This window comes from Haloarchaeobius caseinilyticus (genome assembly GCF_051207395.1).
GTDB lineage: Archaea > Halobacteriota > Halobacteria > Halobacteriales > Natrialbaceae > Haloarchaeobius.
The window spans coordinates 707212-728805 of record NZ_JBPJZC010000001.1 but is presented as its reverse complement, the minus strand read 5'-3'; the positions used below and the strand labels follow the sequence as shown (position 1 = coordinate 728805).

At 63.5% G+C, this 21594-nt stretch carries 19 protein-coding genes; 11 read left to right on the top strand and 8 right to left on the bottom strand.

The annotated features are described in order from the left end of the window. Positions 1-110: 110 nt before the first annotated feature. Complete coding sequence (locus ACSC1P_RS03925; protein WP_435358826.1) at positions 111-758, top strand: helix-turn-helix domain-containing protein; 648 nt, start codon at positions 111-113, stop codon at positions 756-758. Between the two features lie 43 nt (positions 759-801). On the opposite strand, the gene ACSC1P_RS03920 is transcribed toward ACSC1P_RS03925, so the two are convergent. Next, positions 802-1032 carry a hypothetical protein gene (locus ACSC1P_RS03920; RefSeq protein ID WP_435358825.1) on the bottom strand — a complete coding sequence of 77 codons (231 nt, stop codon included), beginning with the start codon at positions 1030-1032 and terminating at the stop codon, positions 802-804. Between the two features lie 141 nt (positions 1033-1173). Here ACSC1P_RS03920 and ACSC1P_RS03915 point away from each other — a divergent pair, with 141 nt between their 5' ends. The 3 genes from ACSC1P_RS03915 (at position 1174) to ACSC1P_RS03905 (ending at position 3292) form a co-directional block, all read left to right on the top strand. Continuing rightward, positions 1174-2010 (top strand): mechanosensitive ion channel family protein, encoded by an 837-nt coding sequence (locus ACSC1P_RS03915; protein WP_435358824.1) that lies wholly within the window; start codon positions 1174-1176, stop codon positions 2008-2010. A gap of 95 nt (positions 2011-2105) precedes the next feature. Beyond that, on the top strand, positions 2106-2552 hold the full coding sequence (locus ACSC1P_RS03910; protein ID WP_435358823.1) for a universal stress protein: 447 nt from the start codon (positions 2106-2108) through the stop codon (positions 2550-2552). 47 nt (positions 2553-2599) lie between these two features. After that, positions 2600-3292 carry a metallophosphoesterase family protein gene (locus ACSC1P_RS03905; RefSeq protein WP_435358822.1) on the top strand — a complete coding sequence of 231 codons (693 nt, stop codon included), beginning with the start codon at positions 2600-2602 and terminating at the stop codon, positions 3290-3292. Positions 3293-3316: 24 nt separating this feature from the next. Here ACSC1P_RS03905 and ACSC1P_RS03900 read toward each other — a convergent pair whose 3' ends face one another. The 3 genes from ACSC1P_RS03900 to ACSC1P_RS03890 form a co-directional block, all read right to left on the bottom strand. Further along, the gene (locus ACSC1P_RS03900; protein ID WP_435358821.1) at positions 3317-4279 is read right to left on the bottom strand and encodes an ArsA family ATPase; all 963 of its coding nucleotides are present in this window, start codon (positions 4277-4279) and stop codon (positions 3317-3319) included. 105 nt (positions 4280-4384) lie between these two features. Then, the gene (locus ACSC1P_RS03895) at positions 4385-8308 is read right to left on the bottom strand and encodes a PAS domain S-box protein (RefSeq protein WP_435358820.1); all 3924 of its coding nucleotides are present in this window, start codon (positions 8306-8308) and stop codon (positions 4385-4387) included. Between the two features lie 8 nt (positions 8309-8316). Further along, entirely contained in the window at positions 8317-9093 is a 777-nt protein-coding gene (locus tag ACSC1P_RS03890) for a response regulator (RefSeq protein WP_435358819.1), read from the bottom strand. 282 nt (positions 9094-9375) lie between these two features. Between ACSC1P_RS03890 and ACSC1P_RS03885 the strand changes: the two genes are divergently transcribed. The 7 genes from ACSC1P_RS03885 to ACSC1P_RS03855 all read left to right on the top strand — a co-directional run bounded on the left by ACSC1P_RS03885 (position 9376) and on the right by ACSC1P_RS03855 (position 17597). Further along, positions 9376-9600 carry a hypothetical protein gene (locus tag ACSC1P_RS03885; RefSeq protein WP_435358818.1) on the top strand — a complete coding sequence of 75 codons (225 nt, stop codon included), beginning with the start codon at positions 9376-9378 and terminating at the stop codon, positions 9598-9600. Beyond that, on the top strand, positions 9597-10616 hold the full coding sequence (locus ACSC1P_RS03880; RefSeq protein ID WP_435358817.1) for a DUF7972 family membrane protein: 1020 nt from the start codon (positions 9597-9599) through the stop codon (positions 10614-10616). Before ACSC1P_RS03885 ends, ACSC1P_RS03880 begins: the two co-directional genes overlap by 4 nt. Positions 10617-10871: 255 nt before the next feature. Then, positions 10872-11720, top strand: coding sequence for a polysaccharide deacetylase family protein (locus ACSC1P_RS03875; RefSeq protein ID WP_435358816.1), 849 nt, complete (start codon positions 10872-10874; stop codon positions 11718-11720). Positions 11721-11840: 120 nt separating this feature from the next. Further along, on the top strand, positions 11841-14999 hold the full coding sequence (locus ACSC1P_RS03870; RefSeq protein WP_435358815.1) for a PAS domain-containing protein: 3159 nt from the start codon (positions 11841-11843) through the stop codon (positions 14997-14999). 105 nt (positions 15000-15104) lie between these two features. Continuing rightward, positions 15105-15959: an ion transporter gene (locus ACSC1P_RS03865; RefSeq protein ID WP_435358814.1), complete on the top strand. Its 855-nt coding sequence runs from the start codon at positions 15105-15107 to the stop codon at positions 15957-15959. A gap of 101 nt (positions 15960-16060) precedes the next feature. Beyond that, positions 16061-17203 (top strand): AI-2E family transporter, encoded by a 1143-nt coding sequence (locus ACSC1P_RS03860; protein WP_435358813.1) that lies wholly within the window; start codon positions 16061-16063, stop codon positions 17201-17203. A 196-nt stretch (positions 17204-17399) separates the two neighbouring features. Then, positions 17400-17597 carry a cold-shock protein gene (locus ACSC1P_RS03855; protein WP_435358812.1) on the top strand — a complete coding sequence of 66 codons (198 nt, stop codon included), beginning with the start codon at positions 17400-17402 and terminating at the stop codon, positions 17595-17597. A gap of 133 nt (positions 17598-17730) precedes the next feature. Here ACSC1P_RS03855 and ACSC1P_RS03850 read toward each other — a convergent pair whose 3' ends face one another. The 4 genes from ACSC1P_RS03850 to ACSC1P_RS03835 all read right to left on the bottom strand — a co-directional run bounded on the left by ACSC1P_RS03850 (position 17731) and on the right by ACSC1P_RS03835 (position 21444). Next, a complete protein-coding gene (locus tag ACSC1P_RS03850; RefSeq protein WP_435358811.1) occupies positions 17731-18255 on the bottom strand; it encodes a hypothetical protein in 525 nt (174 codons plus the stop codon). Between the two features lie 88 nt (positions 18256-18343). After that, the gene (locus tag ACSC1P_RS03845; protein ID WP_435358810.1) at positions 18344-19456 is read right to left on the bottom strand and encodes a glutamate--cysteine ligase; all 1113 of its coding nucleotides are present in this window, start codon (positions 19454-19456) and stop codon (positions 18344-18346) included. 262 nt (positions 19457-19718) lie between these two features. Further along, positions 19719-20003 (bottom strand): translation initiation factor eIF-1A, encoded by a 285-nt coding sequence (gene eif1A, locus ACSC1P_RS03840; protein WP_435358809.1) that lies wholly within the window; start codon positions 20001-20003, stop codon positions 19719-19721. A 109-nt stretch (positions 20004-20112) separates the two neighbouring features. Then, positions 20113-21444, bottom strand: coding sequence for a hypothetical protein (locus tag ACSC1P_RS03835; protein ID WP_435358808.1), 1332 nt, complete (start codon positions 21442-21444; stop codon positions 20113-20115). Positions 21445-21594: the final 150 nt, after the last annotated feature.

Genomic DNA, 21594 nt, shown 5'->3' with positions numbered 1-21594 from the left:
CTTCTAAGCGGTAGGACGGGGGTAGCAAGGATGCGGTTGGCTACCGACACAAAATTGTAATCAATCTTCATATACTTCGGTCGCGTTCAACGACACGCTACAAATCGCTGATGCTCATCGCTGAATTCGTCGTCGACCACCCCATCCTCCGAGTGCCATTGCAACGCGTTCCAGACATCGAAGTCATCTGGGAGGAGACGTATGGTGGGTCCGACGGCCCCGTACAGATGCTCGTCTGGATAACGAGTGACGACTTCGCGGCCGTGAAAGCGGCGCTCGCCGACGACCCGAGCGTCCACGAGACGACCGTCCTCACGGTCGTCGACCGGCGACGGCTCTACCTCGTGACGCTGACCGACCTCGGACGGGACACGTCCCTCATGCCGCACTTCATGGCGGGTGGCGGCGTCGTGCAGGGGGCCATCGGCACCGACGAAGGCTGGCGGATTCGCGTCCGGTTCCCCAGCAGAGAGGCGTTCGAACGGGTGTACAACTTCTGCCTGGAGTCGGATATCCCGTTCACGTTCGACCGCATCTACGAAGCGACAGAGTTCGGCGCTGGCGACGGTCCGAAACTCACGCCTGCACAACGCGAGTTACTGGTTGCAGCCGTAGAAAGCGGCTATCTCTCCATTCCGCGTGAGAGTACACTGGCCGAACTCGGGGACCGACTCGGCATCTCTGAGAACGCGGCGTCCGAACGGTTTCGAAGAGCCGTGAAGACGCTCATCGAGGATTCAGTCGGCACCGACAGCTGAGTTCACCTGGCCCAAACATTTCTCTCCGTCTCATCTCCCCGTCTCAGAGGGTTTGTGCCGTGTTTCGCGCGTTCTCGACCTCCTGGTCGGAGGTCGCGCGCACGAGGTCTTCGGCGTTGTACGTCACCGACTCGTCGCCGTCGAGTTCGACGACGGTAATCTCGGTCCCCTCGACGTTCCACGCGGCGCGAAGGCCACCGCGCTCGACGGCGTCGAAGTCGGACTGGCTCAGCTCGTAGGCGATGGTGTCGGCGTCGCTCTCTCCGAGGGGCATACTCGAAGTGAGACGGCCGACTGGCGAAGGTGTTTCGCCTCGACGCCCCGCCGCAACTCGATTCGGTCCCCCTGTACTAAGGCCCCTGCCGTCGCAGTGTCACGTCGAATGGCACAGTTGCGGAGCGCCCAGGAGGTGTTCGTGAGGCTGAGCGAAGTGTTGCAAGAAGCCGCGATATTCGTCGCGGTAGTGCTGGCTATCTACCTCCCCGGGCGCTATCTACTGCTGCCGGTCGTGAAGTGGGTCCTCGACGCGGCCGACGTGGACGACACGTGGGAACTGCCCTTTCTGAAGCTACTCCACGCAGGAATCGGGGTGTTCGGGCTGTTCACCGCGGTCACCGTCTCCGGACTCGCGAGCTATCTGGCGGCGACCGAAGCCATCACTGCCGGGGCGACCATCGCCATCGGCTTCGCGTCGAAGGACGTCCTCGGCAACTTCGTCAGTGGCGTGTTCATCGTCGTCGACCCGACGTACAACATCGGCGACTGGATTCGCTGGAAGGACAAAGAGGGCATCATCGAGGACATCAGCTTCCGGGTGACCCACATCCACACGTTCGACAACGAACTCGTCACGGTGCCGAACTCGGAGTTGACCAAGAACGCCATCACGAACCCGGTCGCGAAAGACCGGCTCCGGGTCACCGCCTCGTTCGGCGTCGGCTACGACGACGACCTCGACCTCGCACAGGAGGTTCTCGTCGAGGAAGCGCTCGCCAACGAGGAGATTCTGGACCGGCCCGGCCCGACCGTCCGTATCCGAGAACTCGGCGACTCGGCGGTGATTCTCGATTCACGCTTCTGGATTAGCCAGCCGGCCCGCACGGACTTCGTGCGTATCCGCTCGGACTACGTCGAAGCGGTCAAAGCGCGCTACGATGCGGCCGGAATCTCGCTGCCCGCGCCACAGCGAGAACTGTCGGGGACGGTCGAAACGTCCGAGCACCCACAGTCCACCGTCGGTCACGAGGAGTGACACTAGTGGTGTCGGCATAGTGGCGTCGGCAGCACGTCGCTGACCCGTCCCGGGACGGGCCTAGTTTCATCTCGGTGGGATGCGTACCATCTGTCATGTCTATCCTCGTGCCGTACGACGGGTCCGAACTCTCGACCGCCGCGCTCTCCCGTGCCCGCGAGTTCGCCGACTTCCGAAACGAGACGCTGGTCGTGCTCACGCTCGTTCCGGACGACCCTGACTACGCCAGAGAACGCGGCTGGCTCGACGCCGAAGACACCTTCGACGTGGGCGTCGTCGAACGGAAACTACGCCAGCGCGTCCACGACCTCGCGCCGGACGCAGAGTACCGCTGTGAACTCATCGAGAACGTCGAACCGGTCGCCGACGTGACGCTCGACGTGGTCCGGCGCATCCGTGAAGTCGCCAGCGAAGTGGGTGCGAGTATCCTATTCGTCGGGAGCGAGAACGCCGGTCGCGTCTCGTCACCCCTCGCGAGCGTCGGGTCGCCCATCTCGGACGACCCACAGTACGACGTCCACATCGTCAGACATCCACGATAACCGGAACAGTACGAACCTTTCTGTGGGGTGGCGACGTAGCGAACCGTATGACCGCTCCCCGTTTCGGCGACGCCGTCAGCCGTCAGCACCGACGTGTCTCCAGCGACGACTGGCGTGACGTGTACGTCGTCGGTGACGTCCACGGCTGCCGTGCGACGCTCGACGCCTTACTCTCCGCTCTCGACCCGAGCGAGCGGGACCTCGTCGTGTTCGTCGGCGACCTCGTCACCCGTGGCCCGGACAGTGTGGGCGTCGTCGAACGGGTTCGTGACGCACCGAACATGCTCTCCGTTCGGGGGAATCACGAGCAGAAGTATCTCGACGGCCAGACCGAGGTTCCAGACCTCGAAGACGACCACTGCAACTGGCTCGCCTCGCTCCCGGTCGCCATCTCGTGGGACGACTTCGTCGTGGTCCACGGCGGCATCGACCCACGCAAACCGCTCGCCTCGCACGTCCCACAGGACCTCATGGAGACCGGCTCACTGGCCGGGTCGGGCAGTGGCCGGCCCTACTGGTGGGAACTATACTCCGGCAAACAGCGGGTGTGTTTCGGCCACCGCGTGTTCTCCTCGGCGTTCGTCTCTGACCACGCAATCGGCCTCGACACGGGGTGTGTGTACGGAAACCGGCTGAGTGCGTACGACTGCACGCGTGATGAGGTCGTGAGCGTCGAGGCCGAGGGAACCTACAAAGAGCGCGACTCCGACGACTTTCTCGACCCTGCTTCGTTCGCCTGACCCGGCGATTCGTTCCCGGCTGACTCACTGACTGGCGTCCCAGTCGAACGTCTCGCCGATGCGTCCCGCCAGCGTCAGCAGCGCGTCTTGCCCCTGTGCCTCACCGTCGAGTAGCGGGAGCGTAGACACCTCGCGGTCGGGAAACGCCCTGTCGACCTCCGCGAGTCGTTCGTCGTGGAGCGCTTTCCGAGTCGAACAACGTGCACAGTCGCAGTCGTCGGATTCGAGAACGCGGTTGACCACGAGCGGCCCGACCGGCACGTCGGCGGCCTCTAACTGCTCGACGAGTCGCTCCGTCTCCGAGATTGCCATCGCTTCGGGGAGCAAAACCGGCCGGAACTCGGTCCGCTCCGGGTCGCGCAGCAGGTCGCTGACGGCGTGGAGTCGCTCACGCCACTCGACCACGGCGTCGGGTTCGTCACGGTTTCGCCCGAAGAAGGCCGCTGGGCCCATCATGGCGCTTCTGGCCGAATCGACCAGTCGTCGGACCTGTCCCTGTACCTCTCCTGCGGCCCCGAGCGCCGACGACAGCACGTCTGGCAGGTCGAGCAGTCGGAGCGTGTGGCCGGTCGGAGCGGTGTCGAGGACGACCACGTCCCACTCGTCGCTGGCCGCGTACTCGGCGACGTACTCCAGTGCGGCGACTTCGTCGCCACCCGGGACGAGGCCCGCGGCGAACAGTTCCTCTAGCGTCTCCTCGTCGATGCGGACGCCAGCGTCGCGGAAGTCCGCGACGAGGGCCTCCACGACGCGCCGATACGCGGCCTGTCCAGTCTCGGGTGAGACCTCGACACCCCAGCAGTTCTCGGCGAGTTCGACTGGTTCGCCACCGACGACCGTCTCGAAGGCGTCACCGAGCGAGTGTGCCGGGTCGGTCGAGACGACGAGCGTCCGCAGGCCGCGCTCGGCCAGCGCCAGTCCGGTCGCGGCCGAGAGCGTCGTCTTTCCGACGCCGCCCTTGCCGCCGTAACAGACGAAACGAGTCACGTCAGGGAGTACGACCGCCGACAGGAAAAACGACACCCTGCGATGGCTGTGGTGTCGAGTGAGACCCTGACGACCCCTCGGCCAGCGTGGCAGTCAGCGAACACGTCACCGACTCGTTTCGAGTGGGTAGTCGTCTGCTTCGGTCAGCGTGGCGGTCGGTGGAAACGTCACCTCGATGCGTGTGCCACCGGCGTCGCCCTCGGTCGCACGAACGTCCCACTGGTGCGCCGCACAGATACCGTGAACTATCGAGAGGCCGAATCCCGTCCCGGTACCCGTCGTCGTGTAGCCGTGGTCGAACACGCGGCCACGCTCGGCCGCGGGGATGCCCGGGCCGTCGTCCTCGACGAAGAACCCGGACGGGAGCGCACCGACCGCGACCGTCACGTCGCTGTCGGCGTGTTCTATCGCGTTTCTGAACAGGTTCTCGAACACCTGCACGAGTCGTGGCTCGTCCGCGACGATAGTGCCGAGGTCGTCGTCGGCTGTGAGCGTCGCACTGCCCGTCTCGACGTGTTTCCACGCTGCTCTGACGGCTTCCCCGATGTCGACCTGCGCGGTCTCACCGACCACTCGCCCCTGCCGCGTCAGGGTCAGGAGGTCCTCGATGAGTTCGCGCATCCGGACGGTGGCACGTTCGATGGCGTCGAGTCGCTCCAGCGTCCCGTCTTCTCTGGCGAGTTCGAGATTCACCGAGATGACGTCGAGCGGGTTCCGAAGGTCGTGACTCACCACGCTGGCGAAGTCGTCCAGTCGTTCGTTCTCGCGCATCAACTGTCGCTCGTACGTGTCTCGTTCGAGTTCGAACTGGACCCACTGGGCGACGAGCGTGACGAACGTCTGCTGGGCGTCCGTGAACGGTTCGTGGGGCTCGCTGTCGACGAAACACACCGTCCCGAAGAGTCGGTTGTGGACGGCGACTCTGGTCCCGACGTACGACCGGAATCGCGTCTCAGCGTCTGCGCCAGCGTCTGGGATGCAATAGACTCCATCCATGGCCATCGTCGTTCCACAGTGGGCCTCCGAAAGCGGGGCGACGTCGCCCTCACTGACTGCCGCATCGTCCCCACTGACGGCGACGACCTCGCGTGAATCGGTCCCTCTGTTGATGCGAGTCAGATGGCCGTTCTCCATCCCGAGTCGGTCACGACCGATGGCGAGGATTCGTCGTAGCTTCGTCTCGAAATCGAGGTCGGCGCGGGAGGCCACAGCCGCCAACTCTCGCATTGACCGCTCTGCGATTCTGAGCTCTTCTTCCATCTTCCGGCGCTGCGTTACGTCGCTCATGAACCCTTCGAGCGCGACCAGTTTGTCGTCGTCGTCGTAGATGCCCTCACCCTGTTCCCAGACCCAGCGAACGTCGCCGTCTTTCGTGACGATGCGGTAGGTGAGTTCGAACGGCTCGCCCGCGTCGAGCGCAGCCTGTACCGCCTCCCACACCTCGTCCCGGTCGTCTGGGTGGGTGACGTGGGTCCCGAAGTTCACCTCGTGGGACTCTAACTCGTGTCTCTCGTACCCTGTCAGGCCGACACAGCCGTCGCTGACGAACTCCATCGGCCACGCCGGTTCGTTTGCACAGCGATAGGCCATCCCGGGCAGGTTCGACAGGAGCGTCGAGAACTTTCGCCGACTCTCACGCAACTCACGTTCGATGCTCACTCGGTCGGTGATGTCTCTCGCCTCTGGGATGAGCAAGACCACGTCGCCCTGCTCGTTCGTCACCGGTTTGATGGAGAAGTCGGTGACTGCGGACCGGCCCGGGCCACAGACCGTCAGCTCGCTCCGGACGAACTCGCCGTCTGCGGCCCGTTCGATGAGTTGGCGCAGGTGGGCTCTGGACCCTTCGTCGCCGAGCCACGTGGTCTCCCACATGGGCTTTCCGACGACCTCGGCCTTGTCCAGCCCGCCGAACGAGAGCGCGGTCTCGTTCACCTCACGTACCGTCCCATCGGGGTCGAGTAAGCCGATGAACTGGTAGGTCTGGTTGAAGATGGCCTCGTAACTCCGCTCACGCTCTTTCACCGCAGAGAGGTCTCTGAGGACGCCGACAGTGCCACGCAACTCGTTGTGTGGGCCGAGCGGAAGGATAGTCATCGTCAGCTCACACGGAACGGTTTCGCCATCTGGCCGTCTGACGGCGACTTCGTATCGCTTCACCCGCTCGTCTGCCGCCGTGAGCAGTTCCTGAATCCCCTGTTCGCACTGTTCGATGTCTGCCTCACTCAAGACGAGCGAGACGTGTTCACCGACGAGGTCGTCGCGGTCGTACCCCGTGATGGTCTCTGCCGCCCGGTTGCAGTCGGTCACACGACCGTCACGGTCGAGTTTGTACGCGCCGTCGCCCATCGCTTCGAAGATGTGGCGGTATCGCAGTAGCTCCTCTCGGCGCTCTTCGCGCTCAGTCACGTCGACGAGCGACCCCATCACGGCAGGCGCACCGTCGTACTCGATGGCGCTGCCGTGCACCTCGACGAGGATGTGTTCGCCGTCGGCGCGGACGCCTTCGAACTGGTACTCCATCTGCTTCACCTCGCCGTCGAGTCGTCGACGAAGTCGGTCGCTGACCTCGTCGTGATACTCTTCGCTGATGAGGTCGAGCGGCGACCGGCCGTCCATCAACTCCTCCGGTTCGTAGCCGAATATCTCCGCTAGTCGTGGGTTCGCGTACGCGAACGAGTCGTTCTGAATGACGTAGATACCGACGAGGTTCTGTTCGACCAGTTGCTGATACCGGTCCTGTACCCTCGCGAGAATCTTCTCGCGCTCTCTGGCCTCGGAGAGGTCACGAATCAACACCTCGTAGGCACCATCGCCCGCCCCGTGGTCGAGTGCGGAGAAGACGACGGTCGCCCAGAACCGCGAGCCGTCGCTGCGGACCCGCCAGCCCTGGTCTTCTGCACGCCCCGTCCGATTCGCTTCGTCGAGCAGTCGCTCCGGCAACCCCTCGGCGGTGTCCTCGTCGGTGTAGAGTGCTCCGAAGTGTAGTCCAAGCGCCTCGTCCTCGCTGTAGCCAGCGACTCGTGCGACCGTCTCGTTCCAGCGAACGATGTGGCCCGATTCGTCGAGTTCACAGACCGCGTAGTCTTCGACGTTCGAGACCAGCGACCGGTAGCGCTCTCTCGCCTCGTCGAGTTCCTTCTCTCGGCGCTTCAGTTCGCGCTTGCGTGACTTGCGGTCCGAGATGTCTCGAACCAGTGCCAGCACACGCTCCTCACCACCCAGTCGGGTGGGGTTACACTGGAGTTCGACCCACAGCGACTCGCCATCGCCACCGACGACCTCCCACTCGAAGGTCTGGGTCCCATCGTCGAGTGTGCGCTCTAACCAATCACACAACACCGCGTTCGAAAACCTTTGGTCGTCTCGCTCGTCGACTCGGCCGGGAGCAGTTTCCTCGTCGCGCCGTTCGCTCGCGACGGCGTCGAACTGCCGCCCAGTCAGGGAGTCGAGGCTACGGCCGACGATGTCACAGAAACCGGGATTCGCGTCGACGATGGTCCCGGTCTCCGGGTCGAGAACGAGGATTCCGTCGGCCGTCGCAGTGAATAGCTCGCGATAGTTCGTCTCCGCGCGCACTTTCGAGACGGCCTCGTAGATGTCGTTCGCTAAGACGGTGAACTGTGCGGTCCCACCGTTTTTTCGGAGGTAGCCGGTCGCGCCCGCCGAGAGTGCCTCGCCGGCGATTTCCTCGGACCCGCGACCCGTAAACAGGATGAACGGGAGGCTCGGATGCGTCTCTCTGACGGCTTCGAGGAATTCCAGTCCGTCCATCCCCGGCATCTCGTAGTCACTCACGATACAGTCGAACGAATCGTCCAGTGCCTCCAGCGCGTCGGTGACGCTCGTTCGAGTCGTCACGTCGAGACCGTCGTTCTCACGCTCGAGGAACGCTGCCACCGTCTCGACGAAGTCCTGCTCGTCGTCGACGTGCAGTACTCGAACCCGGCCAGTATCGGTGAGCGGGCCGGTCGGCATGGTCGCATCTCCGTAGGTCGGCGGCCCGTCGCTCGCTCGCTCACTCGCAGTCACCGGTCAACTCACCGAGTTGGGGACTCACCACGAACCGCAGAGCGTATCGAAGCGACGAGTTTCTCGTACCCCTCTGGGTTCGCCTCCTTCTGGAGGTAGTCGTTCACACCGATGGCGACCGCCTCGTCCGCTGCCCAGTCGCTCCCCTTGTTCGTGAACATGATGAACGAAACGCCTGGGTACTCGTCCCTGACCGCGTCGAGGAACTCCAGCCCGTCGATTGCGGGCATCTTGTAGTCGCTGACGATGCAGTCGATGTGCTCGTTCTTCAAGACGGTGAAGGCGTCCGGTGCACTCGTCGCCGTCAGCACGTCGAGGTCGTCGTGCTCCCGTTCGAGCAGGTCCGCGACGGCACTCACGAAATCGGGTGCATCGTCGACCAGCAGAACCTTGATCTCCTCGTTCGCCACCGTGTCGTCCGCCGCCGTGACACCCTCGCCACTCCCATCGCCGACGACGTCACGTTTCATCGCTAAGTCGAGCCACTCGGCCAAATCGTTCGGGTCGGCGACCAACTCGACGTGTTCTTCGTCCTCGTCGACGGCGACCAGCCCGAGCGATTCGAGTACCGGGAGGTGCTCGTTCACCAGCTCGGCACGGACCGCGTCGGCGTCGTCGTCCGGAACCGCTGCGACGACGGCCAACTCGTCGACCGTCGCCAGCCGGTTCTGTCGGAGGTGAAACAGTGCTTCGCGGCGATTGCGGTCCGCGAGTGCTTCGAACAACTCGTCGCTCTGGATTCGGTCGTGGGTGTCAGTGGTGTCTGTCTGTTCGTGTTCGCTCATGATTGCCCTGCACCGGAATGACGGAATCGACTGCCCTGCCGGCCGAGCGTCGACTCACGCATCGGTACGGAGACGCGTTCTCCCAACCCCATTCCGTGTACAATCGTACAGTTTATCGCCAACGCTATTAACGAGACGGTTACCTATCTGTCCTGTTCGGCCGGTAATTATGTTCTACTACCGTTCTTGAGGCGTTTTGGATTTTTCAATTTCTGGAGTGTTTGGGCAATTCGACGCCGGCGAAAGTGACAATCCTCTTGTCGTCGACTCGTGTCCCTCTAGATGGCCGATGACGACGGCACCGTTCCGAACCCGGGTGGCTCCCGGGTGGTGACGAACCCTATGAGTGCCGAGGCCTCTGATTTCTCCTCCGAAGTCGAAGAGCGGACTGGGACGAAGTGGGGCCTCGAGGAACCGACGACGGGCCTGCAGAGCGTGGCTGCGACCACCGATATTTCCACTGCAAGCCGGTCGATTAACTCGATAGGCGCTTTAAATGTGGTATGAACGACATATTCTCGTCGGACACCAACGTCACATCGGCGAGCGAAACAGCGACATCCGGGCGACTCATCGACCACCCGGTCGAACGGTTCTTTCTGCTCGGCAATCGGTTGGTCGTCGCCTCACTCATCCTGGTACTGGCGCTGAGCATCTTCTTCGGGCTGGCGGCCCTCGGTGACTTCACGTCGACCGCTCGCCAGCCGCTGATGTACCTGTTCAGTGCGCTAACCGGCGGCAACTTCACCCTCATCACCATCATCGTCTCCATCAACCAACTCGTCGTCTCGCGGCAACTCGGGACGCCGGGCGAACTCCGACAACAAATCGAAGAGACGAACGAGTACCGCCGGTCGGTCATCGAGACGTTGCCCGAAGAGCACGTTGCGCCAGTGACACCCACGGAGTTCCTCCACCTCCTGCTGCGCGCGACCCGGAAAGCCATCAACCGCCTCGATGACGCGTTCGAGACGGTCGACGACCAGTCGGCGCAGGAGTTACTCGATGGGCTTGTCGACGACCTGCTCGAACACATCGACCAGGTCGACAGCCTGCTCCAGCAGTCGGACACGGGCATCTTCCACGCGCTGTCGGCGACGCTGACCACCAACTACTCGAAGCACATCTACCGTGCGCGGGAGCTCCAGAGCGACTACGCGGACGTGCTCGACGAGGAGGGCAACGACGCGCTGGACGAACTCGTCGTCTTGCTCCAGCAGATAGACGTCGCCCGGCAGTACCTGAAGTCGCTGTACATGCAGGACGAACTGTCGCGGCTCTCCCGTCAACTCCTCTACGTCGGTGTTCCGGGGGTGTTCGTCTCCATGGGGATGCTCCTCCTGTTCGCAGTCTCGTCGGAGCCGGTACTCTCCTCGCAGACACTGTCGCTGTTGGCTCCGGTCGCAGCGACGGCGTCAGTCGCACCACTCGCCGTCGTGTTCTCGTTCGTGCTCCGCATCTCCTCGGTCTCCCGGCGGACCGTCGCCATCACACCGTTTACGACAGCCACCCAGGAACTGTGACGTGCAGTCTCCCCGTCGAACGAATGCGCGGTCGCGTTCGAAACGGGAGACGTGCCGGACCTGCTTCTGGACCTTTCGGGACCACACAGCCGGCATCGGCGGAGCGAGAGGCTACGTTCACGATGGGGAGTACACCGATTCCGAGTCGTGAGTGCCGAGACCTGCTTTCTCTTGACGGAGTACGACCGACCGTTCTCGAAAAAATGAGTACAGCAAGCCAGACGTTTATCGAGATATACGCCGTTTTGCTAGACAATGACGAACGCGACAGTCTGTCTCTCGGTTCACTTCGACGCCGTCTCGACCTGGCTCTGGTCGTACGATTCGTGGGACATGCCGACGCGGCACTCCCGGGGTGTCTACGGCGCGGACGTCGGTGCGCCCAGACTGCTCGACCTCTTCGACGAGTACGACATCCCGACGACGTGGTGTATCCCCGGTCACACCATCGAGAGCTTCCCCGAGATTTGTGGTGAGGTACACGACCAGGGACACGGTGTGCAGCACCACGGCTGGACACACCGGGGGCCGTCGACGTACGAGAGCAAGGAAGCGGAGAAAGCGGACGTCGAACGCGGCATCGAGTCGATTCGTGACCTCACCGGGAAACGGCCGACTGGATACGCCTCTCCAGCGTGGGACTTCTCCGAACACACGCTGGACATCCTGCAGGAACTAGACTTCGAGTGGGATTCGAGCGTCATGGCGGCCGACTTTCGGCCCCACTACCTGAACGGCGGGTGGAAAGCGCCCGCAGACGGACCGTACGAGCGCGGTGAACCGACGGACATCGTCGAGTTGCCGGTGTCGTGGGAGCGCGACGACTTTCCACCGTTCACCTACACGTGGTCACGACCGCACCGGATGGGCTACGTCCCGGAGGACGCCATCTTCCAGAAGTGGTACGACCAGTTCGACTGGATGTACGAACACGTCGACGACGGTGTGTTCGTCCTGACGCTCCACCCGCAGGTCATCGGGCAAGCACATCGCCTGGTGCGCCTCGAAGCGTTCCTGCAACACGTTCGCTCGAAACCGGGGGCGTCGTTCGAAACGATGGACGCGACGGCGGCCGCGTTTCGCGCCGCGAATCCTCGGGAGTGAGCCTGCAGGACCGGCTCATCAAAACTGAACGCTCTCAGAATCGTGTAATTCGCCGCAGTCGTCACTCGAACGTGTCCGCTATCTCCTATCGCGCCCTACCTCTACGCACGAATGGTGGGGATGGAGACTGAACCGCGACGAGGGATACGAGTTCTCTACGTCGACGATGACCGGTCGCTCCTCGATGCCACGAAGCAGTATCTGGAGGGGCGATTCGACGACCTCTCGGTGGAGACGACGGATTCGGCAATCGACGCGCTCGACCGAATCGCCGAGGAGTCGTTCGACGTAGTGGTCTCTGACTACCAGATGCCGCGGATGGACGGACTGGAGTTTCTGAAACGACTCAGAGAGGAGTACGAAGAGGATTTGCCGTTCATCATCTTCACCGGCAAAGGGCGCGAGGAGGTGGCGATGGAGGCGCTAAATCTGGGGGCGAACCGCTACCTGCAGAAAGGTGGTGACCCGACTGCGCAGTACGGGTTGCTCGCACAGACCATCGAGCAGGAGTCACACCACCACTGGACGCGCTCGGCGCTGAAACAGCGCGAGAAAGACCTGCGAATCACGCTGGATTCGCTCGCGGATGGGGTCATCGCGACCAACCCGGATGGGGAGGTCGAGTGGTTGAACGTCGTTGCGGAGGGGTTGACCGGGTGGGACCGGGAGGCTGCCGTCGGCGAACCGCTCGAAACAGTGTTCCACATCGAGGATGCCCGCACTGGGGCCTCGCTCGACTGTCCCGTGGGGACCGTACTGGCGAGTGAATCGGCGGTCGAATTCACCGAGGATACGACTCTCCGCGCACCCGATGGGACGGAACGGTACGTCGAAGCGACTGCTGCACCCATCACCGACGACACGGATGCCATCGTGGGGGTCGTCCTCGTCTTCCGCGACATCACCGAGCGGTACCTGCAGGAACGCCGGCAGGAGCGACAGCGCGAGGCCATCATCGAACTCGCTCGGGACGACGCTATCGCAGCGGGTCGACTGACGGAGGCGGCGCGAAGAATCACCGAGACGGGCGCAGCCACCCTCGACGTGGACCGGTCGTCTATCTGGCTGTTCGAAGACGAGGCGCTCCAGTGTCTCGACCTGTACGACCGGCGTTCGAAGAGCCACGAGGCGGGGACGCGACTCGCACCGGAGAACTATCCGAGTTACTTCGAAGCGTTGGAGACCCATCGGGCGATTCCTGCAGCCAAAGCCACGACCGACCCGCGCACGACCGAACTCCGCGAGTCGTACCTCGAACCCCTGGGCATCACGTCGATGCTAGACGCGACGGTTCGTCGAGGTGGCGAGGTCGTCGGTGTCATCTGCAACGAGGACGGCGGTGACCCGCGGGAGTGGGACGAAGACGAGATTCGCTTCGCCGGAGAACTCGCCGACCAGACCGTCATCGCGCTGAACAACCGCGACCAGCGACACCGGGAAGAGGTGCTGGAGCGGACGAATCAGCGGTTGGGGTTCCTCTTCGACCAGTCGCCGATGGCCGTCATCGAGTGGACACTCGACTTCGAGGTCGCTCGCTGGAACGAGGCCGCCAGCGAACTGTTCGGCTACAGCGAGGCGGAGGCCATCGGTCGTCACGCCGGGTTCATCGTGCCGGAGTCGTCCCGGGAAGCCGTCGACGCGGTCTGGGACCGGCTCACAGAAGCGACGCAGGCCGAGCACATCATCAACCGGAACGTGACGAAGAGCGGGGCCGAGATAGACTGTGAGTGGCACAACCGGCCGATTCTCGACGAACACGGAGAGACCGTGAGCGTCCTCTCGTTCGTGCAGGACGTGACGGAACAGCGCCGACAGACGTGGCAGCTACAGGCCATCGCGGAACGGACGCAGGACGCGATCTACATCAAAGACACCAGCGGGTGCTACGAGTTTATCAACGAGGCGGGGGCCGCGTTCTTCGACCTGTCGCCCACCGAAGTCGTCGGCCGAACCGACAGCGAACTGTTCGACATCGACGGTGACCTGCTGCCGGTCGACCGGTGGGTCCTCGAGCACGAACAGTCGAAGACACAGGAAGAACACGTGGTCATCGACGGCCGCGAACACGTCTTCTTGAGCGGAAAGTACCCGCACTACGACGACGTAGGACGGCTCATCGGCATCGTCGGCGTCAGCAAGGACATGACCGACCGTGCCGCTGTCGACGACCTCCTCGCTGCGTTCCACGAGACGATGCTCGATTCGGAACTGTCGCCACACGACCGCATCGAACACCTCATGACGACACTCGCCGATTCGCTGAAGGCGACGACTGCGCAACTTTGTCGGGTCGACGAGGTGGCGGGGGTTCAGGAGGTCGTCGTCTCTGTGGGGGCCGTGGCGGACCGTCCTGTCGGGACCATCACACCGCTGGAAGAGACGTTCTGCAAGCACGTGGTCGACACGGGAGAACTGGTCGCCACGTATGGGTCGGACGTACCGACTCCCGACAGCGGACCTGCAGACACCCTCCCAGTCGGCTCCTACGTCGGCGCGCCGGTGTACGTCGACGAGGTGCTGTGGGGCGTCGTCTGTTTCGTAGACGACTCGGAGGTTCCGACGGAACTCACCGAGGACCGGTGTTCGATGGTGGAACTGCTGGCGGACTGGCTCGGACACGAATTCCTGGAACTGGAGTACGAAACGGAACTCGAACGGCGGCGTGTGGTCGCACACGACCTCGCCGAACTCCTCTCTGACGACCTCGGTCGGTCGCTTCGTGACGTGCTCGCACGAACTGAACGGGCCGCCGAATCGCACGAGGTGGACGAACTCGAAACCGTCCGTGACCAACTGGACGACGCGACGGCGGTCCTCGACGAGGTCGTCACACTCGTCCAGACGGTGGCCACCAGCGAGCGAGACGACGTGGACATCGGCGAACTAGCGGCGACGGCCTTCGAGGACCTGGACCAGGCGAACGCGGAACTCGTCCTCCCCGACGAGAAACTGGTCGTTCGAGGGTTCCAGCACTCGGTCGAGCGACTGCTCACCTCCCTGTTCGAGGCCATCCTCCAGCGTGACGACGGCGGCAGTACCATCCACGTCGCACCGCTCACCGACCACGCAGGCTTCGTCGTCACCGACGACGGGTCGACCCTCGGTGCTGGCTACGACACGGCGACCACGCAGGGCGTCACCGTCCGTGAGCGAGTGCTGGCGGTCGACGGGCTGCAGACTGTCTCGCGGCTCGCGTCGGCCAACGGCTGGACCGTCACCCCAACGGAGTGTGCGGAAGGGAGACTCCGCGTCGAGTTCACCGACGTGGACTCCTCCTGAGGGGCCATCGAGAGAACAGCCCAGTAATTCGCCTGCTGCGCAGCGTACTCCAGCTGCCGAGGAGACCCCAACGGCTACGTCGGTCGCACGGTTCGGTGTGAGCGTATGGCGACAGGTGACGGAACAGGTGACCCACGCGAACGGGGTGCATCCAGACGTGAGCTTGTCGAGTTCTACTTGCTCGACCATCGGACGGCCCTCGGAAAAGTCATCGACATCGCGTTGCTCGGCCTGAATCTCGTGTTCGTCGGTGTCTTCGTCCTCGAAACCTACCCCGTCTCGCCCGCGGTTCGGGACCTGCTGTGGGGGATAGAGGCGGTTGTCGCGTTCGTGTTCCTGGTCGAGTACGTCCTCCGGCTGTACGGCGCATCTGACCGCCTCACCGAAGCGACCGACTTCTACACGATGGTGGACCTGCTCGCCATCTTACCGACGCTCTCCGTGCTGACACTGCCCGGTCTGTCGCTGCTCGCCATCGATATCGGCTTCCTGCGGGTCCTCAGAGTGGTCAGGTTCATGCGGTTCTATCGCTTCACCAGAGACGAGGAGTTCTTCTTCGGCTCCGTCTCGGCGCACGAGTTACGCGTCCTGAAGTTACTGTTGACCGTCCTGACCATCTTCTTCGTCTCGGCAGGCCTCTTTTACGCCGTCGAACACACGGCGAACCCAGCGGTCGGGAACTTCGGCGACGCGTTCTACTTCACCGTGGTGACGCTGACGACCGTCGGCTTCGGCGACATCATTCCCGTCACTGGCACGGGTCGAGTCGTGACGACGGCGGCCATCATCTCTGGCATCGTCCTCATTCCGTGGCAGGCGAGCCGAATCGTCCGCGAGTGGACCTCGGACAAAGTCGCCGTCACCTGTTCCGAGTGCGGTCTCTCGTACCACGACCCGGATGCGTCGCACTGCAAGGCGTGTGGGAACGTCATCTATCAGGAGCTCGATTCGCGGGAGTAGGCCGTCGTCGTCTTCGACTGCTGTCGACGGTTGCTGGTACCGACGACATTCACCAGTACTGCGGGAACACCGCTTATTCTGTTCGCCCGGCTAGTGTCTCCATGAGTACTGTCCCGGGCACACCAGGTGATACCGACCGGAACGTGGACGGGTCTTTCCTTCGGCGTATCCACCTCGGCTGGTGGGCGTTCGGACTCGTGGTCGTCGGGTTGTTGCTGTACATCTCGTACCGGTTCCTCGGCCTGCTCTCGTTCGCGCTGTTCCTCTACTACTTCGGCCGCCCGATTCGCCGTCGGTTCGAGCGTCACGTCAGCGTCGACCTCGCCACGACGCTGACCGTCGTGGCAATCATGGCACCGTTCGTCATCATCCTCGCCGTGTTCGTCGCCGTCCTCGCGTCGCAGGCACTCGAACTGAGCAGAGGCGACTTCGACTGGGTCGACGAACTCGTCGCCGAGTTCGGCCCACTCACGGACATCAGTTCGATGCAGGACGCCGTCGACAAAGTGACCACGTTCGTCGAGAGCCAGCCCAGAGACGAACTGTTCTCGTCTGCCGTCGATGTCGCGGCTGGCCTCGCGTCGACCTTCACGAACCTGTTCTTCTACGTCACGCTCCTGTTCGTCATCGTCTCACTGTTACTCAGGAAAGACGCCGCGATTTCGCAGTGGGTCCGCCAGAACCTCGTCGAGCGGGACTCGACGGCCGACGACTATCTGACGAGCGTCGACAGAGAACTCGAAACCATCTACTACGGGCAGATGCTGACCATCTTCGCCGTCATGATTCTCGGGTGGGTGTTCTACTCGCTTCTGAACGCGATTTCACCGCCGGGTGTCGCCATCCCGTTCCCGCTTCTGATGGGACTGCTCACCGGTGTCGGGTCGTTCATTCCGCTCATCGGTCGCTCTATCGTCTACGTGCCACTGACTATCTACACCGGTGTGCAAGCGCTCTTGCTCGACTGGCACCAGCTCTGGTTCCCGGTGCTGGTCCTCCTCGGTGGCCTGTTCGGCCTCGACGTGGTCATCCGGTACGGGGTCAGGCCGTACCTCGCCGGGCAGACGGTCAGCCCGCCCGTGATGCTGGTCGCGTACCTGCTCGGGGCCGCGGTGTTCGGCTGGTTCGGCGTCTTCCTCGCGCCGCTGGTACTCGTCGTCGTGCTCCGGTTCGTGACGCTCGTGTTCCCGAGATTGGTCCACGGCGACCTCGACGAGCCGAGTGAGCAGCCAGAGAACCAGTAAATCCTGCCGAGAACTGGCGAGACCACCGTGAGTACCGCTGGTTCTGTCGAGGCCACCACTGTTCCCACGGATAACTCGGTATGCGCGTACAAATATACAAAATACGAGCCTTATTCTAAATATTTGGTCTCAAAATACACATTTGGACATACAAATGCCAACCCTTATCCGTGTCTCTCTGTTGGGTTGAGTTGCAATGGTAAACGGTAAGGTTGACTTCTTCAACGACACGGGCGGCTACGGTTTCATCGAGACAGACGATTCTGACGAGGACGTTTTCTTCCACATGGAGGATGTCGGCGGTCAGGACCTGACGGAAGGTACCGAGATCGAATTCGAGATCGAGGACGCACCCAAGGGCCCGCGCGCGACGAACGTCGTCCGCACGAACTAACGGTTCACGCAGTCGCCGGGAGGCGGCATTGTGTAACTGCGATTCTTTCAGCATCCATTCGTTCAGAGTGACGACGACGTACTCCTCCCTGAACTGCGACGGGACCGAACGCGCCAGCCGTCGCGCTCGCGACCTACTCGTCCGCTCCGTCGCGGTCGTCAGTGCGGTCTTCGATGTCGATGACGGTCTCATCGCCCGCAGTCGCGTCGCTCGCGGGCGAATCCAGTTCGAACACGTCGCTTTCTTCGATACTGTAGCCGAGTCGCCCCTCGACGCGGTCTCGAACCGCTTGGCCGGGGAGCGTCTCCGCGTCCAGTTCGAGCAGCGTCTCCGTGGCCGCGTCCACGTCGATGGTGTCGATGGCGACACGAATCGTCCGTGCGGCGACTCGGCCGCCGACTTCGGTGCCGACGGTGCGTTTCGCGAGTCCAGCCGCGCCGCGTCCGCCGACCACGTGGTGAACGACGAGTCGACCGACCGGTCGTCCGATGGCGTTCGCCAGACGGTCGACGTCGACCAGGTCGGTCGCCGGTTCGTCGGCCAGTATCGCCTCGAAGTCGACGGCTGCGAGTATCTCTGTCGCGACGTCGGTGACGAACAGTGCGTCGAGGCCCTGTTCGATGCGCTCCAGTCGGTGGTCTCCGGTGGCGTCTGTCATGATTGGTCCGAGTCGCCGTCGCGGCGACCGTATCGATACGAGTCGGTGGCCGGAGATACTGTCGCGGCTTTCGAGTGCAACCTCGGGGTCACGGCGGCGTCTCAGACCGTGGCACGGCAGGTTGTCCCGGGTCGACGAACTCCTTGGCGAGGTTCGCCACGTCCTCGCGGAGCCGTTTCGCGTACGCCAGTCGAATCTCGCACGCGGCGTCGTCGGTCAGTTCGTCGGGCCGGTGCATCTGGCTGGCTATGGGGTCGTACTCGTCGACGGCGAATCCCATCTCGGTGAGGTAGTTGCGGACTGCACCCGATTCGAGACCGTCGCGTATCGCCTCGTCGCTACGTTCTCGGAGCGTCTCGAACGTCGGGATGCCGATCGACGACGCCATGATTCCCGGTGTTCCCACGTCGAGCGGTTTTTCGTCGGTCTGGGCGACGAGGTCGCCCACGTCGCTCGCGAGACGGAGCACCTGACTGGGGAGAGCGGCGTCTGGCGCACGCCACTCGACTGTCGGCTGTTCGTGGCGGAGGCGAACCGGGTTCAACACGGTGTCCTCCGGACAGAAGTACTCGGCGACCGTCTCGGTGGAGACGCCGCGGTCTGCCGCGAGCGACTCGAACGTCTGATAGGCTCGCTGAACCCGGGCCGTCCACTCGTCGACGCTGTCGACATAGCCCCAGAGGTCACAGAACTCCTCGAAGTCCGCACCACACTTCTGCCGGTACGCGAGCGCTCGTGAGGAACGCTGGCCGCTACTTCCGCAGTAGTACGGTGAGGAGTTCACCAGCGCCAGCGCCGGGTCGAGCGCGGTCAAGAGGTTCAGCTGTCGCGTGACGTTCCCCTTCTCGAAGTGCAGGTGCGTCCCGGCACAGTTCTTCGCGCTCTGGACGCCCTCACCGTAGATGGTCTCGAACAGCTCTCCGCGCTCGCTCGCCGCTGGCCGGTCGGTCGGGGTGAGCGGCGTCCCGAGCGGGACGAGGTGTTTGTTCGCAGCCGCGGCTTCGTCGATGGCCCGCCAGAGGGTCTGTGTCAGGTCCCTGCGCAGGGGTGCTTCGTGCGTGTGCGGCGCGGTCTGTACCTCGACGAGTGGGGCGACGAACTCCGGTTCGAACCACTCGTAGGCGTCGGTGATGCCGTGCCCGTCACAGAGTTGGCCTTGGTCGTCGACGACCCAGAGCTCCAACTCGATTCCTGTATGCATGGTGGGTTCGGGCGCTGATGACCCGTAGGTACGAGATGGGGTTCGGTCGGGTTCTGTGGCTTGCCTGCCAATGCCTGTGCTTGGTGTGGGGGGCGCTCTCGCTTTCGATATCAGTGGAATCAGCGAGTACGGCGGCGACGACCGCGAGGATGTGGCTCAGCGTCGTCGCTCTGGAAAACGAGAGTGGTCGCAAGAATCGTGTATCGTCATAGTCCGCCCGGTCCCGAGCACGCCACTCGCGACACGGCCCGCAAAGCGGTAATTAGTCGATGTGGCCTTCGCGCCGGAGCTGGTCCGCGTCTTCGCTGGTGTAGCGCCACTCGACGTTGGCCTTTTCGTCCTGCCAGTCCCACGGTTCGGCGAGTACAACGTCGTTCTCCTCGATCCAGACACGGTACTTCATACGGCCAGGGATTCGCCCCAGCCGCTCCTTGCCGTCTGCACACCGGAGACGGACGTGGTTGCCACCGAGGTGCTCGGTGACGACCGCGAACAGTTCGTCGTTGTTGGGCATTCGGAGGTTCCGACGCCCGGTTTCTTCACTCACAGGTTGAATATGCGGTCCACACGGATAACTCATTGGAAGCGAGAGGGTCAGTGTCATGCGGTGTGATATCGGGGCCGGGACAGCCGGTCCCAGAACAGCGTCTGTCGACTCACGCGAGGTCACGCGCCGTCGGGTCGTCGACCGGCCGTGCGTCCGAGCCACGCGCCCGGAGATGGAGGGCGAGACCAGCACAAACACAGACCACACCGACGGCTGCGAGTGTGAGCGACTGGCCGAGGAAGACGGCGAGCGTCCGGTCGGCCAGCGCGAGTGCGAGCTCGACGAGTTCGGCCGGCACGTCGCCACCGGTCGCCATCCCCCGGAGCGTGGCACCGACCTGGCTCCCCGCGAGGAACGAGCCACCGCCGACGATGGCCGCCGGGACGCCCGCACCGACGAGGACGGCTGCCGACGACCGGGTGAGCCACCAGACACCACCGAGGAGACAGACAGCGAGGACTGGCAGCGCGAGGACGAGTGCGTCGAGGACGCCGACGACCGTCCGAGCACCGGCGAGTGCCGAGGCAGCCTCGGGGTCGAGTTCGTCCGAGAGCACGAGTTCGTCGGCGACTTCCTCGTCGAGTTTCGCCGCGAAGGACGCCCCGACGCTGACGGCGAGTGCAGACTGCGACCCGGCGACGCGGTCGGTGAACGTCTCGAACGACTGGTCACCCGTCAGGGCGTCGACGTAGGTGTGACCCAGTGCCTCGGCGGCTGCGGTCCCCTCCTCGCCGAAGGTGTCAGTCAGTTCTTTGGGAAGCGCGATGGCGGCGTGTCCCTCGTCGTTGAGTCGGGCGAGTGCCGCGTCGGTCAGTTCCGCCGTCCGGTCGGGGTCTGGTTCGACACCGGCGTCACGCTGGCTCGCGACCACTTCTGCTTCGACTGCGGCGCGGACCTCGGAGCGGACTGCGTCGTAGTCGGCCGCGGAACGTTCCAGTCGGACGAGCGTGGCCGCGTCGATGGGAATACCGGCTTCGGCGAGACTCGCGTTGAGGTCGAGGTCGGTAGCGAGTTCACCCGGTGACCGGGTGGCGACCGCGGTTTCGACGTTCGAGACGAACGTGGACTTGACCGGTCTGGTGTCGATTCGCAGGTCGAGGTCGCCGTCACCGTGGAGGTACCGATACAGCGACCCGACGTTCGGTTCGACCTGTGACTGGACGTAGTGCGGGTCGAGCACCGCATCAGTGGCCGCCTCGGCGACGAAGTTTGACGAGTTTTCGTTGCTCCCATTGCTCCCGTTCTGACGGTCCTCGCCGGTGAGGCCGGCCAGGGCGAAGTCGGTCGACGTCTCGTAGGCGTCGGTCTCGTCGAACGATTCGGTGACGAACGCCGGGTCGAGGACGGTTCGGTGTGCGGAGACGAGCGCGTGTTCGGCGACGACGACGCCCGAGAGTGAGAGGACCAGCACGAGGACCACGGCCGTTCGGCCGACACTCACAGTTCCACCTCTGCGGTGGCCTGGTCGGCCGGTGGCTTCGTCCCGGTATCAGACGTGGCCTCGGTCGCTAACTGGACGGGGGACTGGGTGAATCGGAGTGAGGAGAACATCGAGACGTATAGGTACTCATTTGACAAATAGCTCCCGGCC